12 protein-coding genes are annotated in these 16,238 nt (G+C 60.6%); 1 reads left to right on the top strand and 11 read right to left on the bottom strand.

The features are described from left to right. Positions 1 to 33: 33 nt before the first annotated feature. The 8 genes from AB4Z52_RS17465 to kdpF form a co-directional block, all read right to left on the bottom strand. Positions 34 to 489 (bottom strand): PTS sugar transporter subunit IIA, encoded by a 456-nt coding sequence (locus tag AB4Z52_RS17465; RefSeq protein WP_442219273.1) that lies wholly within the window; start codon positions 487 to 489, stop codon positions 34 to 36. Between the two features lie 55 nt (positions 490 to 544). Then, complete coding sequence (locus tag AB4Z52_RS17470; RefSeq protein WP_442219192.1) at positions 545 to 1,237, bottom strand: response regulator transcription factor; 693 nt, start codon at positions 1,235 to 1,237, stop codon at positions 545 to 547. Then, complete coding sequence (locus AB4Z52_RS17475; protein ID WP_442219193.1) at positions 1,234 to 3,945, bottom strand: DUF4118 domain-containing protein; 2,712 nt, start codon at positions 3,943 to 3,945, stop codon at positions 1,234 to 1,236. Before AB4Z52_RS17475 ends, AB4Z52_RS17470 begins: the two co-directional genes overlap by 4 nt. 61 nt (positions 3,946 to 4,006) lie before the next feature. Beyond that, positions 4,007 to 4,612 carry a K(+)-transporting ATPase subunit C gene (locus tag AB4Z52_RS17480; RefSeq protein WP_442219194.1) on the bottom strand — a complete coding sequence of 202 codons (606 nt, stop codon included), beginning with the start codon at positions 4,610 to 4,612 and terminating at the stop codon, positions 4,007 to 4,009. A 13-nt stretch (positions 4,613 to 4,625) separates the two neighbouring features. Next, the gene (gene kdpB / locus AB4Z52_RS17485) at positions 4,626 to 6,716 is read right to left on the bottom strand and encodes a potassium-transporting ATPase subunit KdpB (RefSeq protein ID WP_442219195.1); all 2,091 of its coding nucleotides are present in this window, start codon (positions 6,714 to 6,716) and stop codon (positions 4,626 to 4,628) included. A gap of 47 nt (positions 6,717 to 6,763) precedes the next feature. Continuing rightward, positions 6,764 to 6,922 (bottom strand): hypothetical protein, encoded by a 159-nt coding sequence (locus AB4Z52_RS17490; protein WP_442219196.1) that lies wholly within the window; start codon positions 6,920 to 6,922, stop codon positions 6,764 to 6,766. Between the two features lie 10 nt (positions 6,923 to 6,932). Continuing rightward, entirely contained in the window at positions 6,933 to 8,636 is a 1,704-nt protein-coding gene (gene kdpA / locus AB4Z52_RS17495) for a potassium-transporting ATPase subunit KdpA (RefSeq protein WP_442219197.1), read from the bottom strand. 32 nt (positions 8,637 to 8,668) lie between these two features. Then, positions 8,669 to 8,758 (bottom strand): K(+)-transporting ATPase subunit F, encoded by a 90-nt coding sequence (kdpF, locus tag AB4Z52_RS17500; protein WP_442219198.1) that lies wholly within the window; start codon positions 8,756 to 8,758, stop codon positions 8,669 to 8,671. A gap of 834 nt (positions 8,759 to 9,592) precedes the next feature. Between kdpF and AB4Z52_RS17505 the strand changes: the two genes are divergently transcribed. Next, positions 9,593 to 10,324 carry a hypothetical protein gene (locus AB4Z52_RS17505; protein WP_442219274.1) on the top strand — a complete coding sequence of 244 codons (732 nt, stop codon included), beginning with the start codon at positions 9,593 to 9,595 and terminating at the stop codon, positions 10,322 to 10,324. Positions 10,325 to 10,336: 12 nt separating this feature from the next. Here AB4Z52_RS17505 and AB4Z52_RS17510 read toward each other — a convergent pair whose 3' ends face one another. From AB4Z52_RS17510 to AB4Z52_RS17520, 3 genes are all read right to left on the bottom strand, one after another. Next, positions 10,337 to 13,495, bottom strand: coding sequence for an efflux RND transporter permease subunit (locus AB4Z52_RS17510; RefSeq protein WP_442219199.1), 3,159 nt, complete (start codon positions 13,493 to 13,495; stop codon positions 10,337 to 10,339). 40 nt (positions 13,496 to 13,535) lie between these two features. After that, positions 13,536 to 14,768: an efflux RND transporter periplasmic adaptor subunit gene (locus AB4Z52_RS17515; protein ID WP_442219200.1), complete on the bottom strand. Its 1,233-nt coding sequence runs from the start codon at positions 14,766 to 14,768 to the stop codon at positions 13,536 to 13,538. A 167-nt stretch (positions 14,769 to 14,935) separates the two neighbouring features. Beyond that, on the bottom strand, positions 14,936 to 16,066 hold the full coding sequence (locus AB4Z52_RS17520) for a calcium:proton antiporter (RefSeq protein ID WP_442219201.1): 1,131 nt from the start codon (positions 16,064 to 16,066) through the stop codon (positions 14,936 to 14,938). Positions 16,067 to 16,238: the final 172 nt, after the last annotated feature.

Here is a 16,238-nt window from a genome sequence, read left to right on the forward strand (position 1 = left end):
CTGTCGGCGGCCCGCAGCGAACCGATCTTTCTGCTACCGCAGCGCGTCGCCGATGAAATCGGCGTAGAGTTCGTCGGCTGTTTTTGCCTGGCGAATGGTTGCCAACACGCCCTCCGTCTGCAATCGGCGGGCGATGGCGGCAAGGACGTTCAAATATTCACCGCGTCCGCTCTCGCCAAACAGCAGCATGAAGATGAGATCCGTCCCGACGTTGTCGATTGCTTCGAAGTCGATCGGCTTTGCAAAACGGATGATCAGCCCTCGCGGCTTGGTCATGCCGGCGATTGCGGCGTGAGGCACGGCGATGCCGTGGCCGATCCCTGTTGTGCCAAGCTGCTCGCGGGCCTCAAGTGCGCGCAGGACGACGGCCTCTTCGACGTTGAGACAGGTTGCCGCTTTTTGCGACACGAGCTGTAGCGCCCGCCACTTCGTCGGTGCCGAAAGCCCGATGAAGACATGTTCGGGTTTGATGATGCTGGTCAGATCCATGGTCATTCTTGCTCAGTATTAGGCTGCATAGGGTTCAACTGAACGGGATGAATGATCAGTCCGGCTCGCGCAGACGGTAGCCGACGCCGGTCTCGGTCGTGATGTAGTGCGGCTGGTCGGGGACCTCCTCGATCTTCTGGCGCAGCTGGCGAACATAGACCCTGAGGTATTGGACATCCGCGGCCGGTCCCCAGACCTGCTTCAACAGAAACTGATGGGTCAGAACCTTGCCGGCATACTGCGCCAGCACCCGAAGAATGTCGTATTCTTTCGGCGAGAGCCTAATTTCCTTGCCGTCGACCCGGACGATGCGTTTGACAAGATCGAGCGACAGGCCGCCGGTTTGAAAAATCGCCTTCTCGCCCTGTTGCTGCAGTCGGTGGCGCAGGGCGACGCGGATGCGGGCGGCAAGTTCATGGATGCCGAAAGGCTTGGTGACGTAGTCGTCGGCGCCGTTCTCGAGCGCCTTGACGATGCCGGCCTCATCCGTGCGGCTCGATAGAATGACGACGGGGACGAGCAGCCCGGCCTCCCGCCATTCGCAAAGCAGATCATGTCCGGATGCATCGGGAAGGCCAAGGTCCAGAATGATCAGGTCCGGTTGGTCTTCGTTTGCGGATTGTCGGGCCGTTGCGGCGTTCGAAGCCTCGTTGACAACGTAGCCCTCGGCGGTAAGCCCGACACGCAACAGCTTCCTGATCGGCGGCTCGTCATCGACGACGAGTATCTTGACGGTTGAACTGGTCATTTGAGCTCATACAGTTTCGGGATGTCTGTGGGTCTGGGCAGGCGTATGGTGAAAACCGCGCCGGTTTCGCCAGGACGGTTGCCGGCGGTGATCGTGCCGGCCATCGCCTCGATGAAGCCGCGGCAGATCGACAGGCCGAGGCCGGTACCGGCTCGCACCTGATCGCCCTTGCGGACACGGTAGAACGTATCGAACACACGCTCGAGATCCGCGGGAGGAATGCCCGGCCCTTCATCCATAACCTGGAATACGACGCTGTCGCTGTCGGCCCAGGCTTCAATGCGAATGGCAGTTCCCTCGGGCGCATATTTCGCGGCATTGTCCAGGAGGTTGAAAAGTACCTGCTCGAACAGGACAGGGTCGACGCGGATCATCGGCAGGTCGACCGGCATATCAACGGTCACCCGGTGGCGTGCGAGAATCTTGGCGCCACGACGTAACGTGCTGCCGACGATGTCGCCCGCATAGTGCAGGGCCTTGTTCGGCTCCATGGCGCCGGATTCGATCTTTGTCATATCGAGAAGGTTGGCAATGAAGCGGTTGAGCCGCTCCGATTCGTCGATGACGGTCGACAAAAGATCGAGGCGATCTTCCTCAGGCATGTGCATGAGGTAGTCCCTGAGCGTGCCGGCGGCGCCGAGGATGGCCGCAAGCGGTGTCTTCAGGTCATGGGAGATCGACGTCAGCAGCGCCGAGCGCAGGCGGTCCGCCTCGACTGCCAGCCGTGCACGGTCGACATCGGCAACAAGCTGGACGCGCTCGATGGCGAGAGCGGCCTGGTCGGCCAGTGCGTCGAGCAGGCGTTGCTGGTCGGGGGTCAAAAGAGGCCCGTCGCGCCGATCGCTGTCGAGACCGATGACACCAACGGCGGCGCGGCCGGTGCGCAGCGGCACGTAGAGGCGCTTTGCGCCGGGCAGGGTGTCGGCGCCACGGCCAGCCGCATGATTGTGTTCCCACGCCCAGCGCGCAGCGGCAATATCCGCGTCGTCGAGCGTATCATCGGGCGGGTAGCCGGCCTTCACCGCGATAGTTCCGTTCTCGGGCAACAGCAGCACCACACGGACCTTAAGCATCGACGCCAGCTGAAAGGCAGTTGCCCAGAGAACGTCGTCGAGTGTCCCTGTGCCGGCAAGTTTCTTGCTGAATAGATAAAGGTCTTCGGTGGTGCGCGCGCGCCGGCTGGCCGCAGTCGCCTGCCGCTGCACGGTAGCGGTAAGATTGCTCGCGACAACCGCCACCCCGAGGAAGAAGAAAAAGGCAACGACGCTTTCCGGATCGGCGATCGTCAGGGTGTAGCGCGGAGGCAGGAAGAAGAAATTATAGGCGAGCGCGCTCAGAAGACAGGCGTAGAGTGCAGGACGCAGGCCCTGCGTCACGGCGGACGCCAGTACGGCCATCAGGAAGACCAGCGCAAGATTGCGCACGTCCAACACCTGGTCGAGGACGGCGCCGAAGCCGAGGGCAACGACGACGTAGAGGGATGCCAGCAGATAGGCGCGCCACTGAAACGGTGTCGGCGCCGCCGCTGTCTTGACGCCGCGCCCATCCAGGCTAGTCTCCTTGGCGGTGCCCGAGACGACGTGGACACTGATATTGCCCGCCCTGCGGATGAGCTCCTCGGTGACTGAGGGTTGAAACAGGTGCCACCAGCGTCTGCCCTTCCGCGCGCCAACGACGATATGGGTGACGTTGTTGCTCTCGGCGTGGCGGATCAACTCTTCGGCGACATCTCGGCCGGGTATGGTTATCGCCTCGCCGCCAAGCTGCTCGGCCAACCGCAATGTTGCAGCGATTGTGTCCTTCTCGCTCTCGGTCAGATTGATCGATCGGGCCGTTTCGATATAGACGGCGGCCCAGGGGGCGCGAAGGCGTGATGCCATGCGCGAGGCGTAGCGCACCTGCGAAGCGCAGTGCGAATGCTGATCGATCGACACGACGACGCGCTCGCCGGCTGCCCAGGGTCCTGAAATCGCATGGGCCTGCATATGGGTCAGCAACTGGTCGTCGACGCGCTGGGCGGTGCGCCGCAATGCCAGTTCGCGCAGCGCCGTCAGGTTCCCCGGCGTGAAATAATTGGTGAGCGCGCGCTCGGCGGTTTTCGACACGTAGACCTTGCCGTCGTGGAGCCGCTTGATCAGGTCATCCGGTGTCAGGTCGATGATTTCGACGTCGTCGGCAAGATCGATAATCGAGTCCGGGACGGTCTCGCGAACTCGAATGCGGGTGATCTGCGAGACGACGTCGTTGAGGCTTTCGACGTGCTGGATGTTGAGGGTCGTATAGACGTCGATGCCGCGATCGATCAGTTCCTTGACATCGAGATAGCGCTTGGAGTGGCGGCTGCCTTCGGCGTTGGTGTGCGCCAGTTCATCGACCAGCACCAGCTCGGGGCGGCGGGCGAGAATGGCGTCGAGGTCCATCTCTTCTAGACTGCGGCCCTTGTAGTCGACCATGCGACGCGGGACGATCTCAAATCCGCCGACAAGCGCTTCGGTCTCGCGGCGACCGTGCGTTTCGACGACGCCGATCACGACATCGACGCCATCGGCAATCTTGGCGCGACCTGAAATCAGCATCTCGTAGGTCTTGCCGACGCCCGGGGCCGCGCCGAGGAAAATCTTCAATCGGCCGCGTGTTTCCTGCCGCGCCTTTTCAAGAAGAGCGTCCGGCGAGGGCCTGTTCTGGGTGTCGCGGCTATCGTCCGACATCAATCGGTCTTTCTGAAGGGTCCGAACCGGAAGTCATTTGCACCACCTCCGGTTCGCAGGCTCACGGAGTCATAGAAGCATCAAGCAACTGGTTCAATGCCAGCACGTTGATGACCGGTTCTCCGAGAACCCCAAGCTCGCGCGGTTGGATCGCGCCATCGACAAGCTCACGAAGCTTTGCTTCGCCCAGGCTACGTGCCTTGGCGACGCGCGGTATCTGGTAGTAGGCATCCTCGGGAGAGATATGCGGGTCGAGGCCACTGCCCGAGGTTGTTACCAGATCAATCGGAACCGGCACGTTCGGGTTGGCCGCCTTCAATGCGTCGGCATCGCCCTTGATACGGGTGATCAGGCTTGAACTCGTCGGGCCCAGATTGGAGCCCACCGAATTGGCGGCGTTGTAAGGTGAGGCGACCGATTTCGTCGCGTCATTCGGATCGGTGGCGGTCGTCGCCGAGGGGCGACCATGGAAGTAGCGGTCGCTGGTGAAGGCCTGGCCGATGAGGGTCGAGCCGATCACCTTGCCATCCTTCTCGACCAGGCTGCCATTGGCCTGACGGGGGAAGAAGGCCTGCGCGACGCTGGTCATTCCGATCGGGTAGAGGAGGCCGGTCACAGCGGTCATGACGACAATCATGACGATGGCAGGTCTGATTTGCTTGAACATTGAGGTAGCTCCTTTAGACGAGGCCGAGGGCGGAAATGGCCATGTCGATCGCCTTGATGCCGACGAATGGAACGATGATGCCGCCGAGGCCATAGATCAGCAGATTGCGGCTAAGCAGCGCACCAGCCCCGATTGGACGGTAGCGAACACCCTTCAGCGACAGCGGGATCAGCGCGATGATGATCAGGGCATTGAAGATGATGGCCGAGAGGATCGCGCTCTGGGGCGTTGCCAGTCCCATGACGTTGAGCGTCTTCAGCTGCGGGTAGAAGGCGATGAACATGGCCGGGATGATGGCGAAGTACTTGGCGATGTCGTTGGCGATCGAAAACGTCGTCAGCGCTCCACGCGTCATCAGCAATTGCTTGCCGATTTCCACGATCTCGATGAGCTTTGTCGGATCACTGTCGAGATCGACCATATTGCCGGCCTCACGAGCAGCGACTGTGCCTGTGTTCATCGCGACGCCGACGTCGGCCTGGGCAAGCGCCGGTGCGTCGTTGGTGCCATCGCCGCACATGGCGACGAGCTTGCCCTTAGCCTGTTCCTCGCGCATCAGCGCCAGCTTCATCTCAGGCGTAGCCTGGGCAAGGAAGTCGTCGACGCCGGCTTCAGCCGCGATTGCTGCGGCGGTCAGGGGATTGTCGCCGGTGATCATGACAGTGCGAATGCCCATGCGGCGCAGTTCCGCGAAACGCTCGCGAATGCCGCCCTTGACGATATCCTTGAGCTGGATGATACCGAGCAGTCGGCCGTCGCGGGCCACGGCAAGCGGCGTTCCGCCGGCCTTGGCCACCTCGTCAGCGATCGCCTGGAGCTCGCGCACGACATCGCTGCCGGTGCGGGTGATGACTGTCGATCCGGCTCCGGACGCAACGCCGGCGCCGCCGTTGACATAGGCGAGAACCGCGTCGACTGCACCCTTGCGGATGCTGGAGCCTTCAAGGTCGACACCGCTCATGCGGGTCTGTGCGGTGAAGGGCACGAAGGTGGCCTTGAGGCTCGCCATGTCGCGGCCGCGGATGGAATATTGCTCCTTGGCAAGGACGACGATCGAGCGGCCTTCCGGCGTTTCGTCGGCAAGCGATGCCAGCTGCGCCGCATCGGCAAGATCCTGCTCCGTGACGCCCTTGACGGGGCGGAAGGACGTCGCCTGGCGGTTGCCGAGCGTGATGGTGCCGGTCTTGTCGAGCAGCAGCGTGTCGACGTCGCCGGCAGCCTCGACGGCGCGACCGGACATGGCGAGCACGTTGAAGCGCACCAGACGGTCCATGCCGGCGATGCCGATCGCCGACAGTAGCGCGCCGATCGTCGTCGGGATCAGCGTGACAAAGAGGGCGACGAGGACAACGATCGGGATCGAGCCGCCGGCATAGGCGGCAAAGCTCGGGATCGTGACCGTGGCAAGCACGAAGATCAGCGTCATGCCGGCAAGCAGGATGTTGAGGGCGATCTCGTTCGGCGTCTTCTGACGCTCAGCACCTTCCACCAGCGCAATCATCCGGTCGATGAATGTCGAGCCGGCTGCGGCGGTGATGCGGACGCGGATCCAGTCCGACAGCACTTGCGTGCCGCCGGTCACGGCAGACCGGTCGCCACCGGATTCGCGGATCACAGGCGCCGATTCACCCGTGATGGCTGCCTCGTTGACCGAGGCGACGCCCTCGATGACTTCGCCGTCGGAGGGAATGATGTCGCCGGCATCGACGATGACGATGTCGCCAACCTTGAGGCTCGTGCCGGCCACCAACGTGAATTCGGTGCGGCTCGTGCCGGTCAGGAGCTTCGCCTGGGTTTCCGTGCGCGACTTGCGCAGCGATTCCGCCTGTGCCTTGCCGCGGCCCTCGGCAACCGCTTCGGCGAAATTGGCAAAGAGCACCGTGAACCACAGCCAGATGTTGATCTGGAGCGTGAAGGCAAGATTGCCGCCACCGGTGACAAGGTCGCGCAGGAATAGGATGGTCGTCAGTGTTGACACGACGGCCACGACGAACATGACCGGGTTCTTTGACAGCGTTCGAGGATTGAGTTTCTCGAAGGCGGCGCCGACGGCCGGGATGAGGATGCGAGAATCAAGAATGCTCGCGGATTTTAACTGGCTCATGAGAGACTCCAGCGGGAAGAGGGAAACGGCGGACCGGGATATCCCGGTCAACCAAGTAAACGGCAGGCGGCGGTGCCGGCGAACAATGCGACCATCATCACCAGGATGAAGGTGGAGGGACGCTCCATCATCGTCGGCTGGCGCCCCAAGAAAGGGGAGCCTTTGCCGATCGATATCCGACGTCTCGCAAGCGAACGCTGCATCATGACCATCGTCCTAGAAAACCTGGCCTGAGATCATCGCCAGGTGTTCGACGATGGGTCCAAGCGCCAGGGCAGGGAAGAAAGTCAGGCCGCCGACGATGAGGATCGTGCCGACGAGCAGGCCGACGAAGAGCGGTCCGTCTGTCGGGAAAGTCCCGGCAGAGGCCGGTACGGTCTTCTTGGCGATCAGAGATCCGGCAATAGCGAGCGCGGGAATGATGACCAGGAAGCGGCCGGCCAGCATGACGATGCCGAGTGTGATGTTGTACCAGGACGTGTTGCCGGAAAGCCCGCCGAATGCCGAGCCGTTGTTTGCCGCGGCTGAGCTATAGGCATAGAGGATTTCCGAAAAGCCGTGCGGTCCGGGGTTGCCGATGGACGCAACTGCCGAGGGAAGGACGACCGAGATCGCGGTGAATGTCAGCATGGCCGCGGGCAGGCAAAGGACCGCCAGCATCGCCATTTTCACTTCCTTCGCCTCGATCTTCTTGCCGAGATATTCTGGCGTGCGCCCAACCATCAGGCCGGCCACGAAGATGGCGATGACGATGAACATCAGGATGCCGTAGAAGCCCGCGCCGACGCCGCCGACGATCACTTCGCCGAGTTGCAGGTTGATGAGCGGGATCAGGCCGCCGATGGCCGTGAAGCTGCCGTGCATGGCATTGACCGCGCCGCAGGAGGCCGCAGTGGTAATGACGGCAAAGAGCGAGGACAGCGTGACGCCGAAGCGGACTTCCTTGCCCTCCATGTTTCCGCCGTCGATGCCGAGCGCATGGATCAGCGGATTGCCGGCGGCTTCCGCCCAGTAGGTGACGATGACACCGGCCATGAACAGGACGCCCATGGTGGCAAGGATTGCCCAGCCCTGGCGCTGATTGCCGACCATCCTCCCGAAGACGTTGGTAAGCGCGGCGCCGATTGCAAAGATGGCAACCATCTGGATCAGGTTGGAGATCGCGTCCGGATTTTCAAATGGATGGGCCGAATTGACGTTGAAGAAGCCGCCGCCATTGGTGCCGAGCATCTTGATGGCCAATTGCGAGGCAACTGGTCCGACAGCGATGGTCTGCTGAGCGCCTTCGAGCGTCGTCGCATTGACGTAGGGGCCAAGCGTCTGCGGTACGCCGAGATAGACGAAGACAATCGTCATGACGATGCAGGCGGGAAGCAGGATGTAAAGTGTAGCGCGGGTCAGATCGACCCAGAAATTGCCGATCGACTTGCCGGAAGCGCGAGCGAAGGCGCGAATGAGCGCTATAGCGAGTGCGATGCCTGTGGCGGCCGATAGAAAGTTCTGCACCGTGAAACCGGCCATCTGAACGAGATAGGACATCGTGCTCTCGCCGCCGTAGTTCTGCCAATTGGTGTTGGTCACGAAGCTGGCGGCGTTGTTGAAGGAGAGCTCAGGCCCGATTGTTGTCATTCCGGCCGGATTGAAGGGCAGGCTACCCTGCAGGCGTTGAAGGAAGTAGAGAACGAGGAAGCCGGCGAAATTGAAGAGCAGCATCGAGATCGCATAGGTCGTCCAATGCTGATCCTCGCGTTCGCTTGTTCCTGCAATGCGATAAAGTCCTCGTTCCAATGGACCGAAGACATAGGAGAGCACCGTGCGCTCACCGTTGAAGACGCGCGTCATGTAACCGCCGAGCGGTTTGACGAGCAAAAGTACGATCCCGCAGTAAAGCAGGATCTGAAGCCATCCATTGAGGGTCATGGGTCCAACTTTCCCTATTCGGCGCTATGAGACTAAAAGCGCTCAGGGCGAATGAGAGCGTAGATGAGGTAGGCGGTGAGGAAGATCGTCACGCCGCCGCTGAGAATGTAATCCAGGAGCATTGCTGTCTCTCCGACTAGAGGCTGTCGCAGGCCTTGGTGTAGGCAACGCACAGCACAAAAAATAAAGCGCCAACCCCGATAAGAAGAATATCCATCATCGATCGTTATCCTTGGTTGTGTTGTGGAACGTCGAAAAAGCTGGGCAGGCCTCTAGGAGGCGCCCGTCTTCTTCCCGGCGTGAAAACGATCAGTCGATCATCTCGCCCAGATATATGCGGCCGAACCGCATTAAGGTTCGAGACGGCGCGGGGAGGAAAGATATAAAGATTTTATAAATGCCCGATGGGACGAGCTCAGCGATTGTGGCTTGTCCACGGCTATCGATCGCCCGGCGATTTAGTGGTGCGCTGGAATGCTCGGCGCGACTTTGGGGTGCGAAACGAGTGTCGCTGCTGAGTAGGAGCTTGCTCCAATCTTCGGATGTCAATCAGATCCAATTCAAATGCCATTTCACGTCGGTACGATGTACGCTGCACCAAATTGAACACGCTGGGCGTGGGTTGTCCCAAACCACCCGGATCGCCGTTCAACGAACCTGACACGTCGCTATTCATCGACGTCGAAGCGGATTGCTACCCATGAAAAGCTCAACACGTTTCGCGGCTCTCTGTTCCAAGGCTCCAGGTCGGCCAAATTTTATGTTCTGCTCGACTACCTTTTCGCGAATATTTTGATACTCTAATATATAGGTAGTCGGGATACCTTCGCATATCGATCGTTCGTGTCTTCCGTTGCATCCGATTTCAAATCTTGATTTCGGCCGGAAAGTATCTGCGATGTGCGCGAAAGATTTTTCTATGGGAGGAAGCAATGGGAAAATACGCGTTTTGTTCTATGGTCTTGCGAGCATTGCTTTGTGTATTCGTTGTGCCGTTCGCGACCGCCTATGCGCAGCAACCGACAGATGCGCAGCGCAATGCCATCAGGTCCGCCTGCCGTTCCGATTTCATGGCGCAATGTTCAGGCGTGACGCCGGGCGGCATTAAAGCGCTGACTTGCCTGCAGCAACATAGCGCAACGCTTGCTCCGGCCTGCCGCAACGCCGTGTCGGCGATAGATACCACCAAGTCGAAGTCCACCGCTGCCGCGCCTGCCCAAACTCCTGGAGTGGCGCCTGCACAATCTGGCGCGGCTCCGGCCGCCGGGATGCAAGCGCGTCAGCCATCACAGGCCGAGCGCAACGCCATCAAATCGGCCTGCCGTTCGGATTTCATGGCTCAATGTTCGGGCGTGACGCCGGGCGGGTCGGCAGCGCTTGCCTGTTTGCGCCAGCACGATGCGTCCCTCTCCCCATCCTGCCAGCAGGCAGTTGCGGCTCTGGGCGCAGGTGCGTCTGCGCCCGCAGGTGGTGGAGCGGCAGCAATGCCTGCCCCTGCTGCCCGCGCGGCGATGCCGTCCTTCTCGCCCCGTGAGGAGCTGATGATCATGCGCCGGTCGTGCGGGGCGGATTTCCGGGCTTATTGCAGTTCCGTGCCGCTTGGTGGCGGGCGAGGCATTGCCTGCCTGCGGGGCAACCTGCAACGGCTGTCCCCGCAATGCCATAGGGTACTGACCAGCGGATTGTAGAGCCGCCGTTCATTACTCCGCCGTTTGCGAGACTGGCTGCGCGGTCGTGCGCCGCCGCCGGTATTCCTCGAAGCGTTGCAGCACAACGTAGAAAGACGGAACGAACAGTACGGCAAGACAGGTCGAGGCGATCATGCCGCTGAAGACCGAAATGCCGATGGACTTGCGGGCGGATGCGCCGGCGCCGCTTGCAAGCACAAGCGGCAGGACACCGAGGATGAAGGCAAAAGACGTCATCAGGATCGGCCTGAAACGCAAGCGCGCCGCCTCGACGGCTGCATCAAGGATCTCCATGCCTTGCTCGCGTTTCTCCCGCGCGTATTCGACGATCAGAATGGCGTTTTTCGAGGCGAGTGCGATCAGCAGGATGAGGCCGATCTGGGTGTAGAGATTGTTGGCAACGCCGACGGCGCTCAATGCCGCGACCGTGCCAAGCAGAGCAAGCGGCACCGCCAGCAGTACTGCCAACGGCAGGATCCAGCTCTCGTATTGGCCGGCAAGGACGAAATAGACGAGAAGCATGGCAAGGGCGAAGACGAAATAGATCTGACCACCAACCACCTTTTCCTGATAGGACAAGGCGGTCCATTCAAAGCCGGTGCCCGACGATAGCGTCTTGTCCGCGAGCTGTTCCATGACTTCAAGCGATTGGCCGGAGCTGAAGCCGCTTGCAGCCCCGCCGACGATGGTCGCGGTGGGATAGAGGTTGTAGAGGCTGATGAGGGACGGTCCCTGGACACTCGTGACGTCTACGACAGTGCCGAGCGGCACCATCGTTCCGTCGCCGGCCTTGACCTTCAGGCTGCGAATGTCTTCGGGTCGCACGCGAAAATCGGGAGAGGCCTGCACATAGACCTGGAAGGTTCGGCCAAACTTGTTGAACTGCGTCACATAGCTCGATCCCACATAGCCCGATAGTGCCGAAAAGACCTGCCCAACCGTAATGCCGAGGGTTTCCGCTTTGATGCGGTCGACGGCGACCGAGAGCTGCGGAACGTCTGCCCTGAAGGATGTGCTCAGGCGTTGCAGTGCCGATTGCGCGTTGCCGTTCTTGACAATCGTGTCGGCCAGTCCCTGCAGCAGCGGATAGTCGAAATTCCCGCTCTTGATCTCGACCTGCATCGTAAAGCCATTGGCATTGCCGATGCCCTGGATGGGCGGCGGCACGACCACCAGCGTCTTTGCCTTCAGCACATCCCGCAATGCGTTGTTCAGGTGGGCATAGATCGATTGCAGATCCTGGCCCTTTTCCTTGCCACGAACACCCCAATCCTTGAGCACGACATAAGCAACCCCGGCGTTCGGCAGGCTGGCGCTGTTGTCGAGGATGGAGATGCCGCTGATGGTCAGCACCTGTTCGACGCCAGGCGTCTTCTCGGCAATCTGGCTGACCTGATCCATCACCGCGTCCGTGCGCTCCTTCGAGGCACCGTCCGGCAGCTGCGCACTGATCAGCACGTAGCCCTGATCCTCGACCGGAAGAAAGGCAGTCGGCAGCCGGGTGAGGCCCCAGACGGCCACGCCTATCAACAGGAGTGCGACAAGAACGGCGATGACGCTGCGGTGAACCATGGAGCCGATAAGCCTGGCATAGCCACTCTCGGCCCTGTCGTAGACCTTGTTGAAGCCGCGATAGAAGAAATTGCGTTTCTCGGGCGGCACCGGCGGGCGCAGCCAGAGCGCGCATTGCGTCGGCTTGAGCGTCATGGCGTTGATGGCACTGATCAAGGCGGTGGCGGCGATCACCAGCGCGAATTGCTTGTAGAGCTGTCCCGTCAGGCCCGGCAGGAAGGCCGCCGGGATGAACACCGCCATCAGCACGAGCGTGATGCCGATCACGGGGCCGAACAGCTCGTCCATGGCTTTTTCGGCGGCTTGCCTGCCGGGCATTTCTTCCTCGATATGGCGGGAGACGCCCTCGACGATGACGATGGCATCGTCAACGACGATACCGATCGCCAGAACGATGGCAAACAGCGTCGAGAGGTTGACGGTGAAGCCAAGCGCCGCCATTGCCGCAAAGGCGCCGATAATCGTCACGGGAACCGTTGTCGCTGGCACGAGCATTGCACGCCAATCCTGCAGAAAGACCAGAATGACCACGAGCACCAGCACGCCGGCTTCTATCAGCGTCTTGTAGACCTCGTCGATCGAGGCCGTCACGAATTTCGTCGTGTCGAATGGAACCTGGTAGTCGAGGCCCGGCGGGAAGCTCTTGCTAAGCACCGCCATCCTTGCGGCAACATCCTTTGCGACCGTGATGGCGTTTGCCTCAGGCAATTGGAAAATACCGATGCCGGCCGCCGGCCGGCCGTTCTGTGTAAACGATTGGCTGTAGGTCTGGGCGCCGAGTTCGACGCGACCGATATCACGGATGCGGGTTATGCGGCCGCCATTCTGCTGGTCGACCTTGACGATGATGTTCTCATAATCCGCCGCGTCGTTCAGCCGTCCGCTGACATTGAGCGTATATTGGAAATTCTGGCCGGCTGGCACGGGCGGTATGCCCACCTGGCCGGCTGCTACTTCCTGGCTCTGCTGCTGCACGATGTTGATGATATCCTGCGGCGTCAGGCCGCGCGCCTGCAGCAGCTCGGGGTTCATCCAGATGCGCATGGCATATTGGCCGGCGCCGAACACGGAGACATTTCCGACACCCGGTATGCGAGCGAGCTCGTTCTGCAGGTTGATGACGGCGTAGTTGGACAGGAACAGGCTGTCATATCTGCTGTCCGGTGAGGTCAGGCTGACAAATTCGAGTATCGAGGTCGACTTCTTCTGTGTGGTGACGCCCTGGAGCTGAACGGCTTCCGGCAGCGAGGACATGGCGATCGCAACGCGGTTCTGTACAAGAACCTGCGCCTGATCCGCGTCCGTGCCGATCGCAAAGGTGACTGTCAGGGAATATGTGCCGTCACTGGCGCTCGTCGACTGCATATAAAGCATGTTTTGGACGCCATTGACCTGCTGCTCGATCGGCAGCGCGACCGTATCGATCAGTGTCTTGGCGCTCGCTCCGGGATAACGGGTGGTGACCTGGACCGTCGGCGGCACGACGTTTGGATATTGTGCGACCGGCAATTGAAACAATGCCACCGCGCCGATCAGCACGAAGACAAGCGCCAGGACATTCGAAAGCACCGGCCGTTCGATGAAGAAGCGCGAGATCATGCTGTCCCCCTCGTATGTTCGCGTGAAGACGGAAGCGAACTCATGGCGTTGTCGTCTTGGACGCGTCGGATTTGGGCATATCCGGGTTGAGGGCGGCATCGCCCGATGCACCCGCCGTCGCAACCGCGTCCATCGCGACTTTCTCCGCAGCGACCTTGGCTCCGGGCGTTGCCTGCTGAATACCTTCCGTTATCACCAGGTCGCCGGCATCAAGCCCAGCGTCTATGACACGCAGGGGACCCTCGCGCTGGCCGGTTTTCACTAGCTTCTGCGCGACTGTTTCATCCTTGCCGACGACCAGCACATAGGTGCCCTGCTGGTTGGTGCCGATTGCGTCGTCCCGCACCAGAAGCGCCTTGTCCTCGTGTCCAACGGGAACGCGCACGCGCACGAAGAGGCCGGGCAGAAGCGCATGATCCTTGTTGTCGATGAGGGCGCGCACGGACAGGGTGCCGGTTGCCGAATCGATCTGCGGCGAGACGTAGTCGAGATGTCCCTTGAAGGGATAGCCAATCTCGCCCTGCAGGCCGATTTCAACGGGGATGGTCGGAAGGTCGACTTGCGTCAAAGTCCGTCCCTGAGCGGCCATGCTCTGCTTGATAGACAGCACCTGAGGTTCGCTGACGCTGAAATTGGCATATAGAGGGTCCGTCTGGACCATGGTCGCAAGCATGGTCGGGCCGGATACGCCGACGAGGGCGCCGATATCGACGAGATGGGCGGTAACCGTGCCATCGAACGGCGCCAAGACTTTGGTGTATCCAAGGTTGATCATCGCAAGGTCGAGACTGGCCTTCGCGTTGAGAATTGTCGCATTCGCCTGATCGAGCGTAGCCTTGGCGCTGTCGATGGCCGTTTGCGTGGTCACCTGTTGCTTTGAGAGATTGAGCTGCCGCTGATATTCCAGGTTGGCTCCGACCTGAGATGCCTGCGCTGAGGCGAGTGTCGCCTGCGCCTGGTCGACCTGAGCCTGGTAGGTATTGCTCTGGATGCTGAAAAGCTGCGTGTCCTTCTTGACCATCATGCCGTCGCGATAGTCTATCGTTTCGAGGAAACCCTGGACGCGTGCCTCAATATTTACGGAATTGATCGCCGCGGTATTGCCGGTCAGCTCGAAGTATCGCGTGACAGTCTGCTGCAACGGCAGCGCCACGCGCACTTGCGGCGGTGGCGGCGGCACGTAGGTGTTGTTGCTTCCGTTGCACGCTTGAAGGGAGATCGCGCAGAGGAGCACGACAAGAAATTGCAGACCTCGAGAAAACTCTCCACGCATTCCTGACGCTCCCCAGCAATTTACGCGTTTCAGTCTTCATGCGCGCCTGGTTTGGCAACCATGGGCGCCAGCTTCAAGGCTCAAAACACTATGAGGCGGCATTGCGAAAAATTGCAAGAGTCGCCTGGATACAACTGTGATCTCTGCCAACCCGGATGGCTTGAACATTACCGCTGGAAAATGAGCAGCACGTAAGCCAGAAAAAGAACGAGGTGAACGGCGCCCTGCATAACATGGGTCCGTCCGCTGGAAAAAGTGATGATGCTGACCGCAAGCGTCAGGACGAGCATCACGAGATCGTAGCCTTCCACACCGAGCGTCACAGGGCGCCCGACGATATAGCTGATGGCCAGCATGGCCGGCACCGTCAGCCCGATCGTCGAAAGCACCGACCCGAGAAAGATGTTTATCGAACGCTGCAGATGATTGGATATGGAGGCGCGCACCGCGCTGATCGCTTCGGGCGTGGCGACCAGCACCGCCATCACGACGCCACCGAAGGCCGCAGGCGCGTGCAGCGTTTCGATGACGTAGTCGATCGGTCGGGCCAGTTGCTCGACCAGATAGACAACCGGCAGCATATAGGCAAACAGCAGCGCGGTATGGAGCCATATCGAGCGGGCTCCGGAACCATTTTCTTGTGCAACAGACGGCTCGCTCTCTTCGGCAAAATAGCTGTGATGACGGCCGGCCTGAAGCATCAGGAATATGCCGTAAAGGCCAATTGAGATGACGCCGAGCACTATCTGTCTCGGCGCAGACGGATGCGGACCGCCCGGAGTGTGCAGAAAGCTCGGCATGATGAGGCTGAGCGTCGCCAGCGGCACGATGACCCCGAGATAGGCATTGGCGCCCTGCATATTGTGGAATTGCTCGGGCCGGCGCCAAGCGCCAAACAGCAACGACAATCCGACCATGCCGTTGAGGATGATCATGATGACGGCAAAAAGAGTATCCCGGGCAAGGGTCGGGTTGTTCTCGCCATGGATCATCACGGCGGAAATGGCCATCACTTCGATCGAGGTGATCGCAAGCGTCAGGATCAAGGTGCCGTAAGGCTCGCCCAGCTCCTCCGCCAGATGGTCGGCATGCCGGACGACTGAAAGCGCCGACCCGAGCACCGCGGCAAAAAGCGTGAAGAATACGAAACCGAGCCAAAACGGATCGGAAAGCTGCTCGAAAACTGCTCCCTCAAAGCCAAGGACGGCAAGGCTCGTGAGGACGCTGATCGCCAGGAACCATTCCTCACGGAAGAGGCGTGCCAGGCCGCGATGGCGAAACTCAACGCCGTCAGCCATCGAAGCGACAGTCGGGAAGGGGCTGTCGTTGCGAAGCGATAACCGATGCCATCATGTCCCCCCAAGCAGATTTTCCACGACAGGCGTTTGCCGTCTGGCAAGCGACGGTAACGGCGTCTTATTCAGAAATACTAACATACGTTTGCTGCGTTCAGCGAGAATAGACTTTGGT

Source organism: Rhizobium sp. 2YAF20 (assembly GCF_052114685.1).
Lineage (GTDB): Bacteria > Pseudomonadota > Alphaproteobacteria > Rhizobiales > Rhizobiaceae > Rhizobium.

Coding starts and splice junctions, on each gene's coding strand:
- AB4Z52_RS17465 (WP_442219273.1), bottom strand. CDS start 489: ATGGATCTGACCAGCATCATCAAACCCGAACATGTCTTCATCGGGCTT.
- AB4Z52_RS17470 (WP_442219192.1), bottom strand. CDS start 1,237: ATGACCAGTTCAACCGTCAAGATACTCGTCGTCGATGACGAGCCGCCG.
- AB4Z52_RS17475 (WP_442219193.1), bottom strand. CDS start 3,945: ATGTCGGACGATAGCCGCGACACCCAGAACAGGCCCTCGCCGGACGCT.
- AB4Z52_RS17480 (WP_442219194.1), bottom strand. CDS start 4,612: ATGTTCAAGCAAATCAGACCTGCCATCGTCATGATTGTCGTCATGACC.
- kdpB (WP_442219195.1), bottom strand. CDS start 6,716: ATGAGCCAGTTAAAATCCGCGAGCATTCTTGATTCTCGCATCCTCATC.
- AB4Z52_RS17490 (WP_442219196.1), bottom strand. CDS start 6,922: ATGATGCAGCGTTCGCTTGCGAGACGTCGGATATCGATCGGCAAAGGC.
- kdpA (WP_442219197.1), bottom strand. CDS start 8,636: ATGACCCTCAATGGATGGCTTCAGATCCTGCTTTACTGCGGGATCGTA.
- kdpF (WP_442219198.1), bottom strand. CDS start 8,758: ATGCTCCTGGATTACATTCTCAGCGGCGGCGTGACGATCTTCCTCACC.
- AB4Z52_RS17505 (WP_442219274.1), top strand. CDS start 9,593: ATGGTCTTGCGAGCATTGCTTTGTGTATTCGTTGTGCCGTTCGCGACC.
- AB4Z52_RS17510 (WP_442219199.1), bottom strand. CDS start 13,495: ATGATCTCGCGCTTCTTCATCGAACGGCCGGTGCTTTCGAATGTCCTG.
- AB4Z52_RS17515 (WP_442219200.1), bottom strand. CDS start 14,768: ATGCGTGGAGAGTTTTCTCGAGGTCTGCAATTTCTTGTCGTGCTCCTC.
- AB4Z52_RS17520 (WP_442219201.1), bottom strand. CDS start 16,066: ATGGCTGACGGCGTTGAGTTTCGCCATCGCGGCCTGGCACGCCTCTTC.